20 protein-coding genes are annotated in these 21,085 nt (G+C 67.4%); 6 read left to right on the top strand and 14 right to left on the bottom strand.

Annotated elements, in window-relative coordinates:
* The first annotated feature begins 135 nt into the window (after positions 1-135).
* Positions 136-699 (top strand): hypothetical protein, encoded by a 564-nt coding sequence (locus tag KBX50_RS26065; protein ID WP_247674454.1) that lies wholly within the window; start codon positions 136-138, stop codon positions 697-699.
* Positions 700-785: 86 nt separating this feature from the next.
* Here the strand turns inward: KBX50_RS26065 and KBX50_RS26070 are convergent, their stop codons facing one another.
* Complete coding sequence (locus tag KBX50_RS26070) at positions 786-1,553, bottom strand: SDR family NAD(P)-dependent oxidoreductase (protein ID WP_210940320.1); 768 nt, start codon at positions 1,551-1,553, stop codon at positions 786-788.
* Positions 1,554-1,684: 131 nt separating this feature from the next.
* On the opposite strand from KBX50_RS26070, the gene KBX50_RS26075 reads away from it, so the two are divergent.
* Complete coding sequence (locus KBX50_RS26075) at positions 1,685-2,035, top strand: helix-turn-helix domain-containing protein (protein ID WP_247674455.1); 351 nt, start codon at positions 1,685-1,687, stop codon at positions 2,033-2,035.
* A 63-nt stretch (positions 2,036-2,098) separates the two neighbouring features.
* Here the strand turns inward: KBX50_RS26075 and KBX50_RS26080 are convergent, their stop codons facing one another.
* From KBX50_RS26080 to KBX50_RS26095, 4 genes are all read right to left on the bottom strand, one after another.
* Positions 2,099-2,533 carry a hypothetical protein gene (locus KBX50_RS26080; RefSeq protein ID WP_210940322.1) on the bottom strand — a complete coding sequence of 145 codons (435 nt, stop codon included), beginning with the start codon at positions 2,531-2,533 and terminating at the stop codon, positions 2,099-2,101.
* 227 nt (positions 2,534-2,760) lie between these two features.
* Positions 2,761-3,555 carry an MBL fold metallo-hydrolase gene (locus KBX50_RS26085; protein ID WP_247674456.1) on the bottom strand — a complete coding sequence of 265 codons (795 nt, stop codon included), beginning with the start codon at positions 3,553-3,555 and terminating at the stop codon, positions 2,761-2,763.
* Positions 3,556-3,740: 185 nt separating this feature from the next.
* Positions 3,741-4,400, bottom strand: coding sequence for a hypothetical protein (locus KBX50_RS26090; protein WP_210940324.1), 660 nt, complete (start codon positions 4,398-4,400; stop codon positions 3,741-3,743).
* The gene (locus KBX50_RS26095) at positions 4,375-4,773 is read right to left on the bottom strand and encodes a PadR family transcriptional regulator (RefSeq protein ID WP_210940325.1); all 399 of its coding nucleotides are present in this window, start codon (positions 4,771-4,773) and stop codon (positions 4,375-4,377) included. The genes KBX50_RS26090 and KBX50_RS26095 overlap by 26 nt, the downstream gene beginning before the upstream one ends.
* Before the next feature lie 1,256 nt (positions 4,774-6,029).
* On the opposite strand from KBX50_RS26095, the gene KBX50_RS26100 reads away from it, so the two are divergent.
* On the top strand, positions 6,030-6,881 hold the full coding sequence (locus tag KBX50_RS26100) for a phosphotransferase (RefSeq protein ID WP_210940326.1): 852 nt from the start codon (positions 6,030-6,032) through the stop codon (positions 6,879-6,881).
* A 93-nt stretch (positions 6,882-6,974) separates the two neighbouring features.
* On the opposite strand, the gene KBX50_RS26105 is transcribed toward KBX50_RS26100, so the two are convergent.
* Positions 6,975-7,229 (bottom strand): hypothetical protein, encoded by a 255-nt coding sequence (locus KBX50_RS26105; RefSeq protein WP_210940327.1) that lies wholly within the window; start codon positions 7,227-7,229, stop codon positions 6,975-6,977.
* 196 nt (positions 7,230-7,425) lie between these two features.
* Here KBX50_RS26105 and KBX50_RS26110 point away from each other — a divergent pair, with 196 nt between their 5' ends.
* Together KBX50_RS26110 and KBX50_RS26115 are read left to right on the top strand one after the other, a co-directional pair.
* Positions 7,426-8,310, top strand: a complete 885-nt coding sequence (locus KBX50_RS26110) for an alpha/beta hydrolase (RefSeq protein WP_210940328.1) — start codon at positions 7,426-7,428, stop codon at positions 8,308-8,310.
* A gap of 292 nt (positions 8,311-8,602) precedes the next feature.
* Positions 8,603-9,265: a uridine kinase gene (locus KBX50_RS26115; RefSeq protein ID WP_210940329.1), complete on the top strand. Its 663-nt coding sequence runs from the start codon at positions 8,603-8,605 to the stop codon at positions 9,263-9,265.
* A gap of 304 nt (positions 9,266-9,569) precedes the next feature.
* On the opposite strand, the gene KBX50_RS26120 is transcribed toward KBX50_RS26115, so the two are convergent.
* The 6 genes from KBX50_RS26120 to KBX50_RS26145 all read right to left on the bottom strand — a co-directional run bounded on the left by KBX50_RS26120 (position 9,570) and on the right by KBX50_RS26145 (position 15,238).
* On the bottom strand, positions 9,570-10,394 hold the full coding sequence (locus KBX50_RS26120) for a MarR family transcriptional regulator (RefSeq protein ID WP_210940330.1): 825 nt from the start codon (positions 10,392-10,394) through the stop codon (positions 9,570-9,572).
* A 353-nt stretch (positions 10,395-10,747) separates the two neighbouring features.
* Entirely contained in the window at positions 10,748-11,215 is a 468-nt protein-coding gene (locus KBX50_RS26125; RefSeq protein WP_210940331.1) for a S26 family signal peptidase, read from the bottom strand.
* Positions 11,212-12,954 carry an ABC transporter ATP-binding protein gene (locus KBX50_RS26130; protein ID WP_210940332.1) on the bottom strand — a complete coding sequence of 581 codons (1,743 nt, stop codon included), beginning with the start codon at positions 12,952-12,954 and terminating at the stop codon, positions 11,212-11,214. The genes KBX50_RS26125 and KBX50_RS26130 overlap by 4 nt, the downstream gene beginning before the upstream one ends.
* A 119-nt stretch (positions 12,955-13,073) precedes the next feature.
* Positions 13,074-13,634: a TlpA disulfide reductase family protein gene (locus KBX50_RS26135; RefSeq protein WP_210940333.1), complete on the bottom strand. Its 561-nt coding sequence runs from the start codon at positions 13,632-13,634 to the stop codon at positions 13,074-13,076.
* Positions 13,635-13,636: 2 nt separating this feature from the next.
* On the bottom strand, positions 13,637-14,191 hold the full coding sequence (locus KBX50_RS26140) for a MauE/DoxX family redox-associated membrane protein (protein ID WP_210940334.1): 555 nt from the start codon (positions 14,189-14,191) through the stop codon (positions 13,637-13,639).
* Between the two features lie 699 nt (positions 14,192-14,890).
* The gene (locus KBX50_RS26145) at positions 14,891-15,238 is read right to left on the bottom strand and encodes a VOC family protein (RefSeq protein ID WP_210940335.1); all 348 of its coding nucleotides are present in this window, start codon (positions 15,236-15,238) and stop codon (positions 14,891-14,893) included.
* Between the two features lie 412 nt (positions 15,239-15,650).
* On the opposite strand from KBX50_RS26145, the gene KBX50_RS26150 reads away from it, so the two are divergent.
* Positions 15,651-16,229 (top strand): DinB family protein, encoded by a 579-nt coding sequence (locus KBX50_RS26150; RefSeq protein WP_210940336.1) that lies wholly within the window; start codon positions 15,651-15,653, stop codon positions 16,227-16,229.
* Between the two features lie 239 nt (positions 16,230-16,468).
* Here KBX50_RS26150 and KBX50_RS26155 read toward each other — a convergent pair whose 3' ends face one another.
* Complete coding sequence (locus tag KBX50_RS26155) at positions 16,469-17,515, bottom strand: LacI family DNA-binding transcriptional regulator (protein WP_210940337.1); 1,047 nt, start codon at positions 17,513-17,515, stop codon at positions 16,469-16,471.
* Between the two features lie 117 nt (positions 17,516-17,632).
* The gene (locus KBX50_RS26160) at positions 17,633-20,119 is read right to left on the bottom strand and encodes an alpha/beta hydrolase-fold protein (RefSeq protein WP_210940338.1); all 2,487 of its coding nucleotides are present in this window, start codon (positions 20,117-20,119) and stop codon (positions 17,633-17,635) included.
* Positions 20,120-21,085 lie beyond the last annotated feature (966 nt).

The following is a 21,085-nucleotide window of genomic DNA, read 5'->3' on the forward strand; positions in this document are numbered from 1 at the left end:
CCGACGTCCTGGCCGCCCAACGCCGCGAACGCGCCCGCATCCGCAGCGAACGACAACAACGCTGGGGCCAACCCGCCACCCGCGCAGCCTGACCCAACACCCCAAACGTTCGTGGTCACGGCACTAGCCCGTCCAATGACCGCTGACAGCTTCGCCGCCGCCACCACCTACTCCGGATCCGATATGACCGGCGAGCTCGAACAGGGCATAGCAGAGGTCGACACCGACGGCACGTGGCGGCTGACCGAACGAGGCCGCGAGGTGGCGCTGGCCGTACAGCGTGCCTTGGGAGATTGGGCCGAGGAGTTTTGGGATCGGAAGGCGATCGCGACGATGCCCGGCCTGGCTATCGTTCCTCGACTGGCGGATCTCGTCGGTCGCCTGTTGGCGGCAGGCCAAGCCACCGGCGGCCCGGCTTTTCGAGCGATGACCCCGGTGTATGAGCCATCTGACGCCACTCCGACCGTTCGCCTGACCTCTCGGCTGGGGGCGCTGCGTCATCACCGGGCTGACGCACACCGTGCGGCCTGGGCCGCTGCGGGACTCACCCTGGCACAGCTAAGGGCGCTGACACCTCAGGATCCGCAACGGCAAACCATCGAGGAAGCGACCAACCGGCTGGACGAGCCCATTTACCAGGCACTGTCAGCATCCGAAAGAGACGAGTTACTCGCTGGTCTGGGAGCACTGCCCGGGTAAGTGGCAGACGGCGGACGCGACTGGCTTCACCAGCTGGCAGCAAACAAGAACGCTCCATCAACTCAGGAGCTTTTCCGTGAGGTCCATCAACCGCTCGGCGTCATGGGGGTCGAGGGTCGGAAAACTGGGCGGAAGTCGCTTTTCCCGATCGAAGGGGTCACCGGCGCGGTTGGCGGTACGTCCAAGATCCGGTGAATCGGAGCTACTGCGTCTGCGACGGGTCGGGCCGCCACCGCGGCCGCGACCGCGAGCAGCCCTTGGGCCAGTAGGGGGAGCGCGCTACGGTCGCCGCTCTTGGTGAACCCGGGATGGTAGAGCACATATCGAGCGTGGCTGCCGGACCGTTGGCTGAAGCCCACGCCAAGCAGATCGTTGGCGCGACCGGCCTGCAACTGTGCGGCGATAGCCGAGTAGCCCAACGTCATCTGCGGGTCGGCCCAGTGCACCTTGCCTTTGGTGACCCCGACGCCAGCGACGTTCACGATCACCGGGGCGGTGGCCCGGTCCAGGGCCGGACGCAGGCCGAAGCTGAGCAGATATCGGCTGAGGTAGTACAGGGCGAACGTGCGCTCCAGGCCATCGACTGTCACGATGCGGCGGGGCGCCACAGCATTGGCGAACAGCGCCAGCGCGTCCACGACCTCGTACTCGGCAAGGATGTGGTCGATGACCTGGCGCGTCTCGGCCACGCTGGACAGGTCGACGGGAAGGAAGGCAATCGAACCCCCGGCCAGCGCCTCGCCGCGTTCGCGGCTGCGGCCGAGCACCAGGACGCGGTCACCGCGTTCGGCCCGCCCCAGCGCCAACGCACGTCCCATCCCGTTCGTGCCGCCACTGACAACCACGACGCCCATGCCGTCCCCCACTATTGTTGCTCACTGACGTGCTCATTCTCGGCAGCCGGTCGGTGGAGGCGAAAGAAGGCATCTTTATGTCCACAAGTAACATCGGTGTGAGTGCCTCACTACACGACCATCGGCTGCCGATGCCCGTTCCGGTCGGCGAGTACGAGCGCTGTCCCGTCACCGACGTGCTGCGGCGGGTGAGCGACAAGTGGACGCTGTTGCTGGTCACCCTGCTCGGCCGGCATCCGTACCGGTTCAACGAGTTGCATCGGGCCGTGGAAGGCATCAGCCCCCGCATGCTCACCCGGACGTTACGCACACTGGAAAGCGACGGCCTGGTCGAACGTGAAGTCTTTCCGACGTTGCCGCCGAGCGTCGAGTATCGACTGACACCACTCGGTGTCAGCCTTCTAGAACCGCTCTCCGCACTGGCCGGCTGGGCGGTCGACCACCATGCCGAGATCGCTGCCGCTCGTCAGCGACCCACCTGAGACATCACGCGACGTACTCATCTGCCGCCAGCCGCGCGGTCGTGCCGATGAGCGGGTAGGAGATCATGCGCGATGATCCGGTGCGGCATAGGAGGCGTCACTGTTCGGTGCTGAGCTGAACTTTCGTGTATCGCTACGTGCCAGTACTTCTTTGATCATCGGGCGGGTGTAGGCCTTCTCCGGATCCTCCGAAGGATCGCCGCCGTGGTAATACTCGCCTTCGTCGAACGCCTCGAACACGTCAAGAAACACCTGGGGTAGCGCTGTGTCGAAGGTGGCCGTGTGGTGAGCATGGAACCAGTTGACAATCTCGTCGCACGTCCCAAACGGCAATCGGCCCTGGTCATAGAGGGTGGCCAGTTCCATGGCCAGACCATCCAGGAAGGCGTCGTAGTCGAGCCGGGTCCACGCCGTCCATCGTTCGATCTCCTCTGTTCCCGTGATAATTTCCTCGCCGCGCGCGTCTCGGCTGACGAGCTCTGTCAGCACCTCGCTCATCCGCATACGGAATTCCACCACGTACGCGGCCGCCCGACGACTCTCTTGTCGATCATCCAGTAGTGCCGGTGAGCCGGCAGAGGTCATGCACGCTTCTGCCGCCATCCGCGCGTTGGCCACTGCCCGGCGCAGTGCACTCGATCATGCGACGAAAGTGCGTAGCGAACTATGCCGGAATGAAGGTATGTCCGGCGTGGACGCCTCTGAAGCTGAGAGAACGCCGAGGTCTAGGTCAGGTCCCGGACCAGGTCAGCAGTGGCGACGCCGATCTCACCGTCGTACCTGTGACCGGCTGCGGTTCGCGCAGCCGCCGGATCCGTGCCTGGCCACAGGTGGGTCAGTAGTAGGTGTCTGACGCCGGCATCGGCGGCCTGCCGACCTACCTGGCGCGCACTCGACAGGTAGCGCCGGGAGTCCTCCGGCACTTCATCGAGGTAGGTGGCCTCGGCCAGCAGCAGGTCGGCGTCGCGCGCCAGTTCCACCACGTCGGGGCTCGGGCCGGTGTCACCGGTGTACGCGAGAACCCGATCGCCCGCCGTCAGCCGTACGCCGGCATTTGGCACCCAGTGCGGCAGCAATCGGGTCTGGGCCCGGAACGGGCCGATGTCGAGGCGGCTGCCGACGGTGATCTCACGCAGAACGTAGGCGGCATCCAGCATCCCGGGGCGGTCCAGCGCTAACACCGCATCCAGCGCGCCAGGCAGCGCGTACACCGGTAGCGGCGCCGGTGGATCATCACGCAGCGCTCGCGCCCGCAGCAGCGGATTCAGGTCGGCGCAATGATCGGGATGTCCGTGGCTGATGAACACCGCGTCGACCTGGTCCGCGGTGATGTGTTCCAGCAGCCGCGGCACGGTCGCATAGCCGAGATCGACGAGCAGCCGGAACCCATCGTGCTCCACGAGGTAGCCGCTGCATGCCTGGCCCGCCTCTGGCCATGCGCCGCACCCGCCGAGAACCCTTAGCCGCACCCGAAAGACCCTATCGACCGGTTCGCCAACTGTTCCAATCGACTGGCGCATATCGCTGCCCGAACATCCTCAACTGCCGCGGGTCGCTCGCGACGCACCGTGACGGCATCTGACCGGCTGCCTCGCCGGTGCAGGTTCTGGCCGATAGCGCAGGTGCTTGGAAAATCGGGGCACGCTCCGGGGTTGAGCCGACGCGTGGCTGCCTCGCCCTTTGCTGATGCGTCACATCGGCTGGCTTAGCCCGCCGATGTGACCGACTTGCGGCGGGCCAGCGCCGTTGCGGCGAGGAAGGCGGCGAGGACGATCGCGGCTTCGGTTCCGATCGCCAGTGGGGTGAGCGGGAAGTCGAGCGCCCAGCCGAATGCGGCTGCGGCAGCGATCGCGGCGGCGATCGTGGGTGGCAGCAGCAGTGTCATTCGCGTAGCGGTGTGTCGGATGCGGGGTACGTCGCGCAGGGCGATGCGCACGGCGAGGACGGCGCCGGCGACGACGACCGCTGCGACGGCGCCGTAGAAGATCCCAGCGGCAAGCCACACCGGTACGCGCACATCGCGCGGCAGGTCGAATACCGCCACGAATGCCTGGTGTAGGCCGATGACCAGGATGTACCCCGAGATGAGGGAGAGCACTGCGCCCGCGCTGGCCACGCCGAGTACCTGGCCGTAGCGCGGTGGGATCCGCTGCACGCCGGCTTCCTCGGCGATCCTCAGGGCGAAGCCGGTGGGGTCGGTGCCGAGAAGTGTCGCAGGATCGATCCCGTCGGCAGTTGCGGCGTCGAGTTCGATTCGCAGGTCGGCAGCAAGTGTCGCCCGGTCGCGGCGGTGAATGCCGAGAGCGCGCCACTGGCGGTCTGCGGCGGCGAGGAGGTTGTCAACGGCCGGCGTCGACGTGCTCATGGTCATCTCCCGGATTCAGTGGACGGACGGCGAGGGTTTCGTTCACGACGCTTGCGAAATGCGTCCACTGCTCGCGCCAGACGTTCAGTCGGTCATGGCCGGTGTCCGTCAGTCGATAGACCTTGCGGGGCGGGCCGTTGGGGCTGGGTTGCATCGCGTTGGCCACGAGTCCCAAGCGGTGCAGTCGGGTGATCAACGGGTAGACGGTGCCGTAGCTCACCGTTCCGAATCCAGCGGTGTCGAGTCGGCGGACGAGTTGGTAGCCGTGCGCAGGCTCGGCGGCAAGTAGCGCAAGCAGGCACATGTCCAAGCAGCCGCGCAGGAGCTGGGCCTGCCGCTCGGCCGACTCGCCCGACTCGCCGTTCACTACCATGTGCCACATAATACGGCCGGTACTATGTGGCGTCTAATAGGTGTCCCGGAAGAGGGTGGCAGCGGCTCAGCTCCGCCACCCGGGCGCTCCACGACGTCGCGGCACCTCACCAACCACGTTTGCTCGCGGAGCCCTCGTCCCTCGGGTTCTGCGACAGGTCCGACCCGGAACGCTACCGAGGTCTGACCGCGCAGCACCAAGATCGAGCGCAATGATCTGCCGCGGTTAGGTCGGCACCGAGCGCGGCCGGAGAATCCCGCCGGTGGCGGCATGCGGGCGTACCGAGGGCTAGAGGGTGTCCCGTGTCGTTGAAGCAGATCAGGGTTGATGGTCGCTCTGAGTGCCATTGCACGATGGTGAGTGCGCAGTTGGCCTGGTTGAGGCCGATCCACCGCCAGGTCGGTTCGGCCGGTCGTGCGGCGAGTGCCGTCGCGCCTCCGCCAGCTCCGCGCCCTCCGGGCCGTCTTGGTCGGGGCGCAGCGTCGACCACAGACCGAAGGCGCTGAGTACGAGAAGGACTAGACCTCCGCTGGCTGGCAGCAGCAACCAGGGGTCCGGCTCCCATGCGGAGGTCGCGCTTGGCCCCGCCACCTTGGCACCGATCGCGCCGTTGGGCCGGTCGTAGAGCAAGGGGCGGATGTGTACCCGGTCGATGCGGACGCTACCGTCGTCTGCGGTGAACTGACCCGAACACGCCCAGCCGTCCCGCTTACTGCCAGACTCGAAGTGGCATTCACTGACCGTGACGTGTCCTGGCACCCCAGCGACGAACGCGTAGCTTCGCTCGGCCCCCATCACCATGAGGACCGCCCCGAAGACCAATACGAAGCCGCAGTAGGCGGCGGGTGGTAAACCCCGCACCGTGTGGCTTCTGACTCGGCTGCGGGCGAACCGATCCATGCCGGCAGGGTACTGACATCGACCAACACTGGACCCGCCTGTGTCGTATCGAGTTTCGCGATGGATGTCAATCAGGCTTGTCGGCATAAGGATCCTCGATTGCCGCGAACTACTCGCTACGGGCATTCTTGTCTCCCGGCAGTCGCCAGTCGTTGCCTGCCTGGGGTGTTGATGAGGCCGACGCTGAACGGGTTGGTTTCTACCCGGTCGCTGGCCAGCAGTTCGTCTCCGCCGTCGATGAGATCCTGCGTCAACAGCTGAGGAGTACGGCCTTGTTCGCGAGTAGGAAACGACCCCGCTGGGCCGAACTGCCGGCGTCGGTTCGAGGGTGTATCGAAGGTCTGCTGGGTGGCGCTGTGGCCTCCACCGAGAGTTGTGCCGGCGGCTTCTCGCCCGGCTTCGCCTCCCGGCTCACCCTGCGCGGTGGCCACCGGGCCTTCGTCAAGGCGGTGGACGCGCATCTGTGGCCGACCGAGGCGTCGCATTACCGCGCCGAGGCCGAAGTTGCGAGGCGGCTACCGCAGAGCCTGCCCGTGCCCCGACTACTGAATACACACGACGACGGTCGATGGGTGATGCTCGTCTTCGAGCACGTGGACGGCGTCACGCCGGGGCGCCTCTGGACGGCACGGCAGATCCAGCGCGTTGTCGCGCAGGCAGTCGCCTTCGCTCAGGCGACCACACCGTCACCGATCGCGCTACCGCGCGACCACCCGCGACTCGGCGGCTGGGCTGACCTCGCCCTCGATCCGTCCAGCATCGCCCGGCTGCACACCGTCTCGACCTGGGCATCGCACCACCTCGATCGACTGACCGCGATCGAGCAGCAAGGGCTGCACGCGGCACAGGGCGACTCACTCGTGCACTGCGACCTGTACCCACACAACATCCTGCTCAGCGGCGACCGCGTGATGTTCGTCGACTGGCCGCACGCCCGACTCGGTGCCCCCGTCATCGACCTCATCGCGCTGCTGACCGGCATGGCAGCCGACGGCATCGATCCCCAACCGCACCTTGACGCAGCATTGCCGGCTCTGAGGTGCCCGCCATATTCCTTCGACGCGATCCTCGCCGCGCATACCGGCTTCCTGATGGCGGGCGCACTGACACCGATGCCCACCGGGCTGCAAGCCATCGCCGAGGAGAAGCTCCGCCTCGCAACCGCCGCAACCCAATGGCTACAACACCGCCACAGCCACACGCGATAGCAACACGTGAAACACCGCCAGTTCGTGACGGCGTCGGCGCGTTCACATGCCACCGATTGGCGCGCGGTGCTCGTCGATCGAAGGCGTCAGATCTCAGGCGCGGTCGAAGGTGAGGTCGAAGTCTGTCCGCCAGGACGTGCCGGCGTCCTCGGACGCCTCCCAGCGGCCGAGGATCCGGTCCTTGTCGACGTTGGCGATGAACCGCTGGTGGAAGTCCGGGTCTTCACGGGTCACCGTCCAGTGCTCGCCGTCGAAAGTCATGGCGAACTCTCGGCAGACGCCGCGGTCGTCCTGGTAGAGCGCGACGAACCGATCGTTCGCGTCGCTGCGTCCGAGGACGAGACTCATCTCGGAGCGCGTCTGCTGGCCAGCGCCGAACTCCGACCGCACGACCAGTGCGGAAGCGAAACACCACCGCGCCGAACCGTTCAAGACCGGCGACCAGCACGCTCCGCCGACGGCGGCGCAGCTCCTGACCGTTGGTCGCATGCATAACACCCGTGCTGGAAAGGACGTCGTTGCCGGTGCCTGTTTGACTCGCCGGATGGAGTTGTTCATCGATGCTGGCGACGTGTCCCTACCAGCCACGCTGGCCGTACCGCCGGACAGGCCAGCGCGTGGCGCGGTCGTCGTCCTGCACGGCTCTGGTATGCCGCGGCGCTCGTACTTCCTGTACGAACACGTGGCGCGCGCGTTTCCTGCGGCCGGCGTGGCGGTGCTGCGCTTCGACCGTCGCCCGCGTGAGCAGGGCGACGTGCCGTACGCCGTTCAGGCCGACGACGCCGTGGCGGCTATCGCGGAGGTGCGCCATCGCGTCGGCGACGTCCCGGTGGGACTGTGGGGCTGGAGCCAGGGCGCCTGGCCCGCGTCCGCAGTCGCGGCCCGTCGGCCCGAGCTGGTCTCCTTCCTCATCCTGGTCGCCAGCAGCGGTGTCAGCCCGGCAGCCCAGATGCGGTACGGAACGGCGCAGCAGTTGCTCCTACACGGCTACGGAAGCGCGGACCTGGCCGACCTGAGCCGCCTGCGAGAAGCACTCGAGAATGTCGTACGCGGGCACATCGACCGGGACACCGCTCAGGCGGTCATCGACCGGTACGCCGACCGGCCGTGGTTTCCACTCGTGTACGTGCCGCGCGACCTGCACGGCTATCCCGGCGCATGGGACGATATGGACTACGATCCGGAGCCGGTCATCGCCCAGGTGCGCTGCCCGACCTTGCTGTTCTACGGCGAGGCCGACGAATGGACTCCCGCCGAGGACAGCATCGCCGTATGGCGGCGCGCCGCCGCTACCAGCGACCTGACCATCCACTGCCTTGCCGGCTGCACTCACCTGCCGACCGTCGGCGGGGTCGACGCCCTCGAATCCATCAGCTCCGACTACAGCAGCACGATGCTCGCCTGGATCCAGGAACGAATCAACCGCTGAGCAACGTACGCAACCACCTGACTGCTCCGCAGACTGTGACAAATCAAGCATGGTCAGCCTACTGGGGGTCGTCGGTTTCCCACGGGTAGCCGAACTGGGCCGGCGCTGTCGCGCAGGTCGTCGCCGCTCCGAGCTTCATCCAAGTGCGTCAAGATCGGCGAGTACATCTGCCGGCGGTCGGGCGTCACGGTAGGCGACCGAGGACGCGAGAACCCGGCGCACGGTCATGCCGAGAGGCCGTGGGTCGTTGCCCCGGGCGGCTGTTCGGTTCGCTGGTTGGGAGACTTGCCGGATGATTGCCTCTGCGCAGCGGCGTGACGTCATTGGGCAGGTCGCACAGCGCATTCCCGCACCCGACGGCCCTGGATGTCTCCGCGTTGCTGTCGACGGCCCGGACGGATCCGGCAAGAGCACGTTCGCCGACGAACTAGCCGCAGCCGTGCGCGCTCTCGGCCGCCGCGTCGTGCGGATATCACTCGACGACTTCCACAACGTCCGAGCGGTCCGGTACCGACAGGGACGCGAGTCTCCGGAAGGTTTCTGGCAGGACTCGTACAACTACCTGCGATTCCAGACCGACGTCCTGGAGCCATTCGGCCCGGCCGGCTCCCGGCGATACCGGCCAGCCGCGCATGACCTCGCGACCGACATCACCCTCGACCCGGAGCCCCTTACCGCCCTTCCTGGAACGGTGCTCGTCGTCGACGGGCTGTTTCTGCATCGGGACGAGATCGTCACGGCCTGGGACTTGTCGGTGTTCCTGAATGTCCCCTTCGATGAAACGGCCAGGCGTATGGCCGATCGTGACGGCACGAACCCCGATCCAGAGCACCCGAGCATGCGGCGCTACGTGGAGGCCCAACGCATCTACGTCAGAGCATGCTCCCCGCAACAGCGAGCCGACATCGTCATTGACAACCGCGATTTCGATGCTCCGCGGATCATCGGCAAATGACGTACCCATCGGGCCGCTGCCCGGTCGGTCGGGCTGGCCTGGGAGGCCCCTCAGGCAGGCGGGATGTCGGTCAGATGTGTGTCAGGCGCTTGACGTGGTCGGCCTCTTCGGCGGTCACCTCGCCGGGTCCGCTGGACCGAAGCCGCCAATGGGTGACCGCCCCGTGCGGTGTAGGCAGCCACCCCACCCGTCCCGCATCCCGGGTGCGCGCTCATGGCCGCGGTGCGTTCGCTGCGGGACAGCCCACGCGAGTGCCTGCGCGCAGCAACCGTCTGATCTCGTGGCCGTCGCCTGACGCGCCCGCTCAGTCGTCGAGTCCCTGTGCCGCGGCGGCGATCGGCTCGAGCGCCACGATCAGCTCGTCGAGCTCGTCGGCGGCGAGCACGTCATACGCCGGGGCCGCCAGTTCGTCGGTGAGGGCCTCGATCCGCGTCTTGGTCTCCCGGCCGGCGTCGGTGAACCCGCCGGCGGCGTTCACGAGGCCGCGGCGGCGCAACCCGTCGACGACACCGGCCAGCTGCGCCTTGGGCAGGTGGTGGATCCGACCGAACTCCTCCGTCCTCATGCCGAGCGAAAGGGCGAGCAGAACATGGGCCTCGGTGCCGCCGATGCCGTGGGCGAGGAGTGCGGCGTTGTGGCCGTCCCCGCGATGCTCCCGCAGCAGCGTCGCCGCGTGCCAGAGCCTGGCCACCGGCTCCTCGGGCACGACGAGCGCCCGCAGCCCGGCGTACAGCGCGCGGCCCTCGGTCGGCGCGCTGACCGCTGCCCGGGTGGCCAGGCCGGCGGCCCGCACCAGACCGGGAGATTCAGCGAGCTGGCCGATCCTCTGCCGCAGCGCTGCAGCGCTGCCCCGCTCGCGCACGGCGATCGCCTCCTGCGGGGTGGTCTTCCCCCAGACCCACGGGATGTGGCGCGCCACCTCGCCGGCGGCGAAGTTGTAGAAGACCGCGTGCACCACCTCGGCCGGCGCCAAGCCCAGCGGCGCGGCCCGGCCCGCGAAGTACCCGTCCCAGTAGTTGCGCATACCCAAGGCCAGGAACGCCTCGTTCGGCACCTCGGAGAAGGTGACGGTGGCGATCGGCTCGACGAGCTCGAACATGCGGCGGATCTTGGCCAGTGGGTGCTGCATCGACCAGCATCTCCTTTGATCGCGACCGCGCCCTCGTGGGCGGCCTCTCACACTAGCTACGAACCACGCGGCCCGAATACGACAACTCCAACCGACATCAATCCAGCCAGGATCATCCGCACTCCACCTGCCGATGCTGGAGGGGGCCGATCGTCCAGCTCTGCGGCGACACCCGTCGTGTCGACGGCGGCATCATCGAGCAGGTACGCGGGGCCGCTAGGGACGACCCCCGCGTCCGCGTCCTTCGGCCCGTTGAGCGGAACGGCGATCAACGACTTCGATACATCCATCGACATGGGTCACTGGTGCCGGTCGGCGACATCGACGGTCACCGCTCAGACGGCCTGGCAGGCTCAGCTGTGCTGGTTGGGCCGCATAGCGCGGACCACGACGCCGATCAGCGTGTCCGCGGCGTAGTAGCCGGCATTTCTCGAGTCGTAGCTGGCGTCGGCGTTGTCACCGAGGACGATCAGATAGCCGGGCGGTACGACCTGGTCGGGTACGGGTACCCCGGCGGGTACGGGATCGCCTGGTACGGCCACGGCGCGTTTGACGATGAGCTCGCCTGGTGGATCGCGTCGCGTGCTGGCCGACCGGGTGGGAGGCGCTGGCAGGTCGCCGTCGGCGAGGACGACGACATCGCCAGAGCGGACCCTGGCCAGTGGCACCCGCCGCACCAGCATCCGGTCACCGCTGGTGTACGTGGGCAGCATGCTTCGCCCGGCCACGGTGGTGACGAGGAAGGTGTGCCGCAGCCAGCACGCCACACAACCGGTTACGACGCCGACGACCAGGGCGCTGGCCACCGCCTGAGCAATCATCGGATCTCCTCGACCGCTGTTGCGCCGTAGCCGCTGGCCTGGGTCTGGAACAGTTGCGCGTACCGGCCGCCGAGGGCTATCAGTTCGTCGTGGCTGCCCTGCTCGGCAACCAGGCCACCATCGAGCACGACTATCACGTCAGCATCCCGAACCGTGCCCAGCCGGTGCGAGATGAGCAGGCTGGTGCGGCCGGCACGATGCATCTGAAGGCGCTGGTGGATCTCGTGTTCGGCCTTCGCGTCCAGGCCCGCGCTCGGTTCGTCGAGGATTAGCAGGTCCCGGGTGTCACGCATGAACGTCCGGCCCAGGGCCAGCCGCTGCCACTGGCCGCCGGACAGCACTACACCGGTGTCCGGGTCGTCCTTCTCCTCCTCCAGGTAGAAGAGGCGGCTGAGCAGCGTGTCGTAGCCCCGCGGCAGCGCGGCCAGATTGGTGTGGATGCCAGCTGCGCCGGCCGCATCCTCAATCCGGCGCCGGTCGGCTATCGCATCGACGTCACCGACCCCGATATTCTCGGCGGCGCTCAGGTCGTACGACACGAAGTCCTGGAACAACACGCCCATCCGGCGCCGCAACTGCGCTGGATCCAGGTCGCGGATGTCGACACCGTCCCAGCGGATCACGCCGCGGCTCGGGTCGTAGAACCGGCACAACAGTTTGACCAGGGTGCTCTTGCCCGCGCCGTTGAGCCCGACCAGTGCGACCGACTGGCCCTGGGAGATGGTCAGGTTGACGCCCCGCAGGATCCATGGATGGTCGTCGTGGTAACGGAACCACACGTCCCGTACCTCAATGCCGTGCCGCAGCGGCAGGAGCTGTGCCGGTCGGCGGGCGGGTGGCAGGTCGTCACCGAGGCGGCGTACGGCGGAGTGGTGGCCGACCATCAGCAGCGCTTCGTGCCCGCTGGCAATGCCGTTGACCAGGCCCATGAGCGACCCCTGGATACCGGCGACAGCCACCACGAACGCCGTCACGTCGCCCAGCGTCAGCCGTCCGGTGGTGGCGCTGTGTATCGCCCACACCAGGCCGAGCCCGGAGACCACCGCACTCAGCAGCGCCAGCAGTGACTGGCTACGTAGCACCTTCCGGTCGAGGCGCCGTTCCCCGTCCTGCACCTCGCGCAGTCCGCGCAGCAGCCGACCCTTGAAGAAGTCACCAAGGCCGAACAGGCGGACCTCCTGGGCGGCTCCGACGTCGGTAATCAGCTGGCCGTAGAAGGCCTGCCGCCGCATCGCCGCCGACAGGCCCAGGTACATCCCGACCCGCTGCCTGGCCAGCGAGATCTCCGCCAGCAGCGCCGGCACCGCCGCGATCACTACAACCGCGGTCATCACCGGGCTGAGGAAGTACAGCGTGCCGAGCAGACTGAGCAGCGTGATCACGTCCCGGCCGAGGCCGAGCAGGCCGGACGTGAGCGGGCTGAGTGCCGGACCGGTCGCCTCGGTCGCCATCCGCAGCCGGTCGAGAAACCGAGGGTTCTCGAACCTGGACAACCCCTGGAAGGAGTTCACCGCGGTGTACAGCTGGTCCTGCATCAGGCGGTCCATCCGCCGTTGCTGCTCACCCTGCAGGTAGCTGGCCAGGTGTGGCAGTACCGCGGCCATCAGACCGGCGCCGGCCAGGCCCACTCCGGCGCCGACGGCAGCCTCGACCCGACCGGCCGCCAGGCCATCCACCACAAGCTTGGTCAGCCACACGGTGGTCGCTGGCAGCAGACCACTGGCAACGGTCGTCACCATCTGCGTCACGGTCAACCACGGACCCGCCTGCCACGCGGTCCGCCACACCCTGGCCAGTTCGTGGAGCGGGCGCTGCGGGCTGGCCGGCTCCGTCACCGGCATCTCGGAAGCTGGCATCGTCAGGACGTGGCCGCCACGTGCCCCACCACGCCGCGCACCGTGGCGTCCGCACCCGCGATGACGCCGTCGGCATCGACCCGCAGAAACGTCGGGAAGCCTCGTACCCCGAACGCCTGGGACACCGCGAAAGCGTCCGGTTCGACGACCACGGTCGCCATGTCGGTCAACGACGTGGCCAGCTCAACGGCTTCCGGACCGGAGTCGGTGATGACCGCGACCGCCGTGCTGGCCTCGCCGCCCTGCTCAGCCAACCACTTGGCGAACAGGGGCGCCTGTTCGTGGCACGGCGCGCATCCGGCGGAGAAGAATCCCACCAACTGCGCTCGGCCGACCAGGCTGTCCCGGGTGACCGGTGTGCCATCGATCGCGGTCGCCGCAAATGCCGGCACAGGCGTGCCCACCAGCTCTTCGGGTGCGGGCATTGCGGGCGGTAGGGCGCCCGAGAGTCGGTTCAGCTCATTGGTCTGCTCCCGCAGCCGGCGCAGTACCCCGAACGTCAACAGCAGGTTCACCATGCACAACGCCCCAAGCAGGGCGACTGCGGCGACGACGAAGGGCATCGTCACTTCCTCCGAAGGTTTCCGGGATGATAGGTGGGACGGAACAGCGCCACCAGGTCATCGAGCCGCAATACGAAAGGCAACACCGCCGCGGCCACGGCAAGCGCCACGGCGACGCCGGCGGGATGTCGGCCGACACCAGTCGCTGCGGTCGTCGCCACCAGGCCACCCAGGCACGCGACAGCCAGCAGCATGTTACGCGCCACGTGCGGCACGCCTAGTGGAGTCTCCGATGCGCCGAAACACCGGCACGGTGCCCGCCGCCCGCCCCGCATTGACCGCACGATGGCGACCGAGAACGCCACCAGGAGCGCTGCCGCCAGCGTCAACCCGGTCGGCGCCGTCGCTGGAATCACCACCAGCACCGTCACCACAGCCTCGGCCATCACCGTACCGGCCGCGGCCACGCCCACGGCCACACCGTGGCGCGGCCGGCCCAACAAGTCACCGGTCGAAGCGACAAAGCTCGAATACGCCGCCGGACCGCGAAGCTTGCTGACCAGTGAGCACAGGAAGACGCCGAAGAGCAGAGCGCGGCAGGCCACCGCCAGATACATCACCAGCCGCCTCCCGCCATGCTCTGCTCCTTACTCCGGATGGCGCCGGTGCTAACAGCCCTCAGTGGAGAAGATGGTCCATGCGTTGCAGCTCATGGGTCGACTCGGCCCGTAGTAGCAGCACCGCCGGGTCCAGCGGTACCGCACATTGTTGAGGGTCATGCACCGGTACTCGCTCCAGCAGTCGATGGCCTGAACGTCGGCACGAGGCACAACAACCTCAAGCATCCGGTCAGCTACCGCTTGCACTCGCCGGGTGATGCTACCCATGTTTCCTCCCATTCATCTGCAATGGTGACCTTGTCAGCTGACCTGTGATCTTCGGAGTCGCGGCGGTGTGCCCAAGGACATCGGGCGGGGTTCAGCGCCATGTCACAGCGAGGCCAACGGGATCTCTCCCATGGGCCGATCTGACGGTAGGACGATACGGTGGGGTCCATACAAGCTCCGCACAATTGGCGTACAGGCCAAGGCACCGCCCCGGTCAGTTGATCATCCTGTCGGCCTACGATGGGCGCGCGAGCTCACCGAACATGCTCACATCGCGGACAGCCTGACCGGCGACATGCCGCGAATGCTCGGCGGCCACAAGACGCTCGTGGCGAGTTACTTGCCGTCCCCTTGTCCGCCCACTTCGGACGTATCAGCCCAGACTCGAGGGGGCCTGTTGGGACGGTACGCCGTTGGCCCTCTTGCCGGTCAGCGGTGGCTGACGACGTTGACCACATTGCCGTCCGGGTCGCGGACGAAGAAGCGCCGGACGCCCCACTGCTCGTCGGTGATCGGGTGCACGATCTCTGCGCCCGTCGCGCGTACCGCCTCGTAGACAGCATCGACGTCAGCGACCTCCACGCTGAGGTCCGGGTTCACGGAGGCCCCTGCATCTTTGGTGATGAGGATGACCTGCGCGGTGGGGTCCGACGGTGAGACCAAGTTGACCACCCAGCCCAGGTTCATCTCCTTACGGAAGCCCAGAAGCTGGTAGAAGCCGCTGCTCGCGACCGGATCGGCGGTGCTGATGTCGGGCACGGCACGGCGAATTGTCATGCCGGATTCTGGCACGCGAGGTACTTGCTCGTGTGGGTGTTGGCTCCGCTGACGAGGTGCCAGTGCGGACGCTGCTGAGCACTCGGACCGTGACGTGCCGCGGAATCCTGATCTGCCGCCGTCCGGGCCTCACGGTGCGTGCCGGCGTGCAGCTCCAGTCCGGCCGACTGAGGGCGACGGTTGACCGGTTGGCAGTAATCAAGCCGGAGAGTGTCGGATGGGGACGGCGGGATTCTCCACAAGATTCGGGGCAGCCCAGTCTTGCCGTAGGCGGTCGACGGAAGAGCCGACTCTCATCGGTCGGACGTGACAATAGCGATGACCAGCGTTCACGCGGCTGCCACCGCGCCGCGGCTCGAAACGCGGGCGTACCGGGCCTCGCGGCGGGCGGGGCGGTGACATCCTGGACGGCATGACAGACCTCGGCGCCAAGGCAGATCTTCATCGGTACCTGCGGGAGGCGCGCGAGGCGTTGCTCGGCAAGCTCGACGAGCTGTCGGAATACGACGTGCGGCGCCCGCTCGTGCCGACCGGGACGAACCTCCTCGGGCTGGTCAAGCACGTGGCCTCGGTGACCGCCGGGTTTTTCGGCGAGGTGTTCGGCCGCCCCTTTCCCGAACCCATCCCTGGCCTGAACGAGGACGCCGAACCCAACGTTGACATGTGGGCCACAGCCGACGAGTCCCGCGACGACATCATCGGCCTGTGGCACCGAGCCTGGGCACACGCCGACGTCACGATCGAGACGCTCCCGATCGACGCGCCCGGCTCGGTGCGGTGGTGGCAACACACGCCGGTGACGCTTCACCACATCCTCGTGCACATGCTCGCCGAGGTGAACCGGCACGCCGGGCACGCCGATATCGTGCGCGAGCTGACTGACGGCCGGGTCGGCTGGCGGCGGCCGAGCGACAACGTGGTCCAGGGCGACGACGCGTGGTGGGCGGACTACCGCGAGAGGCTGGAATCCACCGCACGAGAGTTTGCCTGAGGACGCGCCATCGCGCAGCGAGATCTAAAGCGGACCGAGTAGTGGGAGACGGCCGACGCACCGGCTTTGAACACGCGACCGATACGCGGACCTGCACCGCGGAAATGCGTTCCCCAGCCCACCGCGCATCTGGCCGAGGTGGTTCGCATTGTCCGGTTCACGGCCCAGATGTGCCAGTCACAGCGGTACGCCGACGGGCGCCACCGTGCAATTTTGGGCAACCGGTGTGGCAGGACGCCTCAGCGCAGCGTCGACTGCCTCTGGATCAGTTCGAAGTCGACGACTATCCTCCGGGGCGCCGGCTGTTCCTCTCGCGGCACACCCTCGAGCTGGAGCTGGATCCGCTCTTCCAACAGGGCGACTGCCTGGTGTGCGATCACGTCGCGTCCGGGGTCGATGGTGCTCAGCGGGGGTCGGGAGTAGTTCGCTTCGTCGATGTTGTCGAAGCCGATCAGCAGGACGTCCTCGGGAACCCGTAGGCCGCGGTCCTGAAAGGCGGCGAGCGCACCCAGCGCAAGTGTGTCGGCGAACGCCACAACCGCGTCGGGCTTGACGCCGCTGTCAAGGATGCGAGCGATCGTCGTGGCGCCGGTGGAGTGGAAATAGTCGGGTACACCGATGATTGCGCGTGGGTCGACGTCGAACCCTCGTGACTGGAGGGCGTCCCGGAAGCCCTGGAACCGCAGCGTTCCACTGCTCGGCGATGGGTCGTCCTTGACGCCCAGGGGAACTACCGTGGTCGCACCCTGGCCCAGGACGTGCTCGGTCGCCGCCCGTGCTCCGTCGACGTTGCTCATCGTGACGTGGTCGAGGCCGCCATCGAACACCCGCTCGCCCAGGAGCACGAGGGGGAAGTCGACGTCGAACAGCGGGAGGTCTTGCTGGCCCAGCGCGAGCGGGGAGTACAGCACGCCGTCGAAGCGTGACCGGTAGCTGCCGTCCAGTACCCGCAACTCGCGGTCGCGCTCGGCGTTGGTCTGCTCGATGAAGACGGTCAGGCCTCGCCTGGATGCCTCTCGCATAACGGCGTCCGCAAGTTCGGCGAAGTACACAACGCGCAGCGACGGCAGCACCAAAGCGATCGCCCCGGTCCGGCCTCGGCTCAGGTTCCGCGCCGACACATTCACGTGGTAGCCCAGCTCACGGATCGCGTCGTCCACCCGCTCGCGGGTTTCCGGACGGACGTACTGATAGCCGTTGAGGATGTTGGACACCGTCTTGATCGACACCCCGGCGAGTCGGGCGACGTCGCGCATCGTCGCCGACCTGTTGGTCTTGCGTGCCACAGCCCCTCCCGCCGCCCGTCGATTCGTCGGCCAGCGTATAAGACTGCACCATTCACCACCCCTGGACGCAGCGGCCGGCCCGCCCGATCCGGGGCGCGCCGGCCGCGTGACGCGAGGTCAGTTGATGGTCAGGGCGATGGTGTGAACGGAGCCGCGGACCGGGTCGATCTGCAACTCGTAGGCACCCGGGGCGAGCCCGCTGGTGTCCCAGTGGAAGATGTACTGGTTTCTTGCGGCGCTGTAGCGCGCGGTGTTGTCCGCCCACTTCTGGACAGGTGTGGCCGGAACGCGGTTGCCGGCCACACCGTCGGTCTTCTTCACGAGGTAGAGGCGCGGCCGTGCGTCGGTGACCGTCTCGCCGTCTGCGTCGGTCAAAGAGAACTTGACCGGTACGGGGCGTCCGGCTTTGACGATGTCGGAGCCGTCGCCGGCCAGCGGTGGCCGCACCCCGCCGAACCGGTACTCGGGCGCGAAGATCCGCGGCACGAAGTCGATCAGATTCGCCATCCAGATGTCGAAGCCATGCGGTCCGACCCAGGTGCCGGCGTACTCGTACTCGATGCCCTGGGAGGTCAGCCACTGCATCGTGTTCTGGGTGAACGTGTACGTGAAGTCGACGTCACCGGAGTACAGCCGTGCCAGCTTGGTGCCTTCGTTGATCGCCTGGACGTCGACGCCACTGGGGTATGAGAACAGGAACCCCGAGAAGACACCGACGTAGGCGAACTCGCCCGGGTGGCCGAGCCAGGTGCCGAGGGTGTTCATGCCTCCCCACGACAGACCGGCGAGCGCCTGCTCATCCGGATCAGTCGAGATGTTGTACTTGTCCGCCGCGGTTGGCATCACGTGCTGGCTGAGGTCGGTCCAGAAGTCGACGCCGTTCTGGTCGGGCATGACCACCACCATCGGCACCATTGTCCCGTTGAGGTGGTGGTTGTCGAGGATCTGCTTGGCACGCCCGGTTTCGAGCCAGCTGCCGTAGTTCTGGCCCCCGCCGTGGTACAGGTACAGCACCGGGTAGGCAGCTTCGCGGTCAGGATCGTAGCCTGGCGGCGTCCAGACGTACGCGTAGCGCTCTGCGCCCTGGCCTCCGTCGTAGGTCATCAGCGTGACCTCGCCGCCCCGGCCTTCGGGGACGTCGGCCAGCATCGCGTCGGACTTGCCCGGCACGAAAAGCTGCGACTCCATCACGTGGGTGTTGACGGTGTCGGCGGGGTCCTTCATGTCGACGCCGTCGACCACGTACCGGTAGTAGTAGTAGCCGTCGAGCGGTCCAATCGTCACGCGCCAGCGGCCGTCGGGCTGCTTCTCCATCGGGATCCGGAACCACTGGCCATTCGGAGCCCAGTTGCCCCAGATCGTGACGTCCTTGGCGCCAGCCCACTGGGTGCCGGTCTCGAACGTGACGATGCCGTGCGGGTCGATGTGCGGGGTCGTGATCGACCCGGCCGCAGGGGCCTCGTACGGCCGGGTCAGCGCGCGGTGTCCCTTGCTGGCGCCGTGGCGGACGACCTTCTGTCCGAAGAGCCGAGCGGCGAAGTCTCGCAGGTTTTCCCGCCACGCGTCCCAGGTGGCGCCGTCGTCGGGGTTGACGCCGTCGAACTCGAACTTCACTCCGGACCTCTTCAGGCCCACCAGCAGGTCGTAGTTGTCGTTGTAGGACGGATCGAGCGTGTTGCCGACGTACACCCGGAGCAGTTTGGTGCCCTTGTTGATCGCCTTGGCCTCCGCCCTGGTGATCGGGCCGTCGACAGAGCCGGAGAAGGAGCCGACGTAGGCGAATGCGCCGGGATCGCTGCGGAGGATGCTGATCGCCTGCTCGGCACCCGTGCCGACACCGGCCAGCGCCTGCTTCTTGGGCCGAGACGAGATGTTGTAGCCGGCCCGTGCTGCGGGGACGATGGCGTTGAGCAGCTCGGCGCGGGGGTCGGCGGAATTGGCGTCAGCCATCACGACCACCATCGGCTTGGCGTCCCTGCCTGCGACCAGGTTGTCGAGGATCTGCTTCGCCCGGCCAAGTTCCAGCCACTCACGAGCTGTCTGACCCTCGCTGCTCAGCAGGTACAGGACCGGGTACGCCTCGGCCCGGGCGGAGTCGTAGCCGGGCGGCGTCCACACCAAGGCGGTACGGTCCTCCGCCGCCGTCGCGCTCGGGTAGGACAGTTCCTCCATGGTCCCGCCCGCAGCGATGTCGTCCATCCACGCGACCGACTCACCCGGTACGAAGAAGGTGTTCCAGTTTGGCTTCGACGTCACCGCCACCGGGCTGCCAGGCTGGCGGAAGGACACCTTCGACCTGTCCTGCATGGTCGCGGTGTACTGGTAGTGGTACAGCCCGGGCTCGAGCGGACCGACGTTCGCGGCGTAGTCCGAGCCGCTCGGGTCGAGCGCGAGCGCCGACCAGGTGCCGCTCGGGCCGATGTTCGCCTCCAGTTCGAGCGTTGCCGGCGTTCCGCCGACGATGCTGCTGGCCTGCGACTGCGGCACCTTGAAGTAGTGATAGACGTCGTCGTTCGAGTGCCACGTGTCGGTCGCGGTAGCCGCCGGGGCGGCCGCGATGACTGATACCACCACCAGAGCCGCGGCTGCGACAAGGCTGGTCATCCGGGGGACGCTGCTGTGTGACATCGCGTTGCTGCTCCTCTCAGAGCGTCAAGGCCTGCCGCATCGACACGCCCTCACCATCGAGATCGGCCACCGAGACCTTCCCGACGACGACCACATCCACAGCAGCCAATACATTTCCTACACCGGTGTAGAGGGAATGGCAAGAGACCTCATCATGCCCCCATGACCTCTGTGGTGGACGCTGCACTCGACACCGCCCGGACTTCTCCGACGGCAAAGAGGTGACCCATGCATCGGTGAAACGCCTGCGTGAATACGGACCACACCAAGCACGCTGAACTGCGGGAGCGGCGCTCCAGCAGGTCAGCCGCTCATCCATTGAGGAACGTAGACGCCGGTTCGGCGCCATAGACGTCCGTTGGCGGCCCCACCTGCAATCCCCACCGGACCGGCCAGATCTGGGAGCACCACGACGATCATCGGCCGATCGACCGCGCGACGCACCGCTCCCTCACCAAGAAGGACAGCAACGCGTGCAGAAGGGCGTCGTCACGGGCGCGACCCGGCTGCGGCGGCGCTGTCGAATGTCGTCCTCGACGTGGTCGGCCAGATCCCGCTCCAGCGCGCGGGCGCCGAGGTACTCGCCGAAGGTTGCGTGCAGAAACTCGTACGCATGCAGCGCCCGGCCAGTAGCAGGAGCGGCTGCGAAGCGAGTTCGTGGTGGTGTGTCACCGCCGCGAGCGACAGTGGCCGCAGACCATCGGCCCCGAAGGAACGGCCGCCGACCCCACCCGCCGCGCTCGCACTCCCCAGACACCGGCTGTCAGGTCGTACGAACCCCACCCGGACCGGTCAGGACCTGACGGCCATGCGGGCGTCGGCAGTCGGACGGGACAGATGAGTGCCACGGCGTCCCCAGCCACGCCCGCGAACCCCGCGGAGCTGCACTGTCAGGTCCGGTCAGGTCGCAACGTCTGGACGGCAGCGATCTCATGCTCGGGA

Source organism: Micromonospora sp. C51 (assembly GCF_018070435.1).
GTDB classification, from domain to species: domain Bacteria; phylum Actinomycetota; class Actinomycetes; order Mycobacteriales; family Micromonosporaceae; genus Micromonospora; species Micromonospora sediminimaris.

Coding starts and splice junctions, on each gene's coding strand:
- KBX50_RS26065 (WP_247674454.1), top strand. CDS start 136: ATGACCGCTGACAGCTTCGCCGCCGCCACCACCTACTCCGGATCCGAT.
- KBX50_RS26070 (WP_210940320.1), bottom strand. CDS start 1,553: ATGGGCGTCGTGGTTGTCAGTGGCGGCACGAACGGGATGGGACGTGCG.
- KBX50_RS26075 (WP_247674455.1), top strand. CDS start 1,685: ATGCCCGTTCCGGTCGGCGAGTACGAGCGCTGTCCCGTCACCGACGTG.
- KBX50_RS26080 (WP_210940322.1), bottom strand. CDS start 2,533: ATGAGCGAGGTGCTGACAGAGCTCGTCAGCCGAGACGCGCGCGGCGAG.
- KBX50_RS26085 (WP_247674456.1), bottom strand. CDS start 3,555: ATGCGCCAGTCGATTGGAACAGTTGGCGAACCGGTCGATAGGGTCTTT.
- KBX50_RS26090 (WP_210940324.1), bottom strand. CDS start 4,400: ATGAGCACGTCGACGCCGGCCGTTGACAACCTCCTCGCCGCCGCAGAC.
- KBX50_RS26095 (WP_210940325.1), bottom strand. CDS start 4,773: ATGGTAGTGAACGGCGAGTCGGGCGAGTCGGCCGAGCGGCAGGCCCAG.
- KBX50_RS26105 (WP_210940327.1), bottom strand. CDS start 7,229: ATGAGTCTCGTCCTCGGACGCAGCGACGCGAACGATCGGTTCGTCGCG.
- KBX50_RS26110 (WP_210940328.1), top strand. CDS start 7,426: ATGGAGTTGTTCATCGATGCTGGCGACGTGTCCCTACCAGCCACGCTG.
- KBX50_RS26115 (WP_210940329.1), top strand. CDS start 8,603: ATGATTGCCTCTGCGCAGCGGCGTGACGTCATTGGGCAGGTCGCACAG.
- KBX50_RS26120 (WP_210940330.1), bottom strand. CDS start 10,394: ATGCAGCACCCACTGGCCAAGATCCGCCGCATGTTCGAGCTCGTCGAG.
- KBX50_RS26125 (WP_210940331.1), bottom strand. CDS start 11,215: ATGATTGCTCAGGCGGTGGCCAGCGCCCTGGTCGTCGGCGTCGTAACC.
- KBX50_RS26130 (WP_210940332.1), bottom strand. CDS start 12,954: ATGGTGACGACCGTTGCCAGTGGTCTGCTGCCAGCGACCACCGTGTGG.
- KBX50_RS26135 (WP_210940333.1), bottom strand. CDS start 13,634: ATGCCCTTCGTCGTCGCCGCAGTCGCCCTGCTTGGGGCGTTGTGCATG.
- KBX50_RS26140 (WP_210940334.1), bottom strand. CDS start 14,191: ATGTATCTGGCGGTGGCCTGCCGCGCTCTGCTCTTCGGCGTCTTCCTG.
- KBX50_RS26145 (WP_210940335.1), bottom strand. CDS start 15,238: ATGACAATTCGCCGTGCCGTGCCCGACATCAGCACCGCCGATCCGGTC.
- KBX50_RS26150 (WP_210940336.1), top strand. CDS start 15,651: ATGACAGACCTCGGCGCCAAGGCAGATCTTCATCGGTACCTGCGGGAG.
- KBX50_RS26160 (WP_210940338.1), bottom strand. CDS start 20,119: ATGACCAGCCTTGTCGCAGCCGCGGCTCTGGTGGTGGTATCAGTCATC.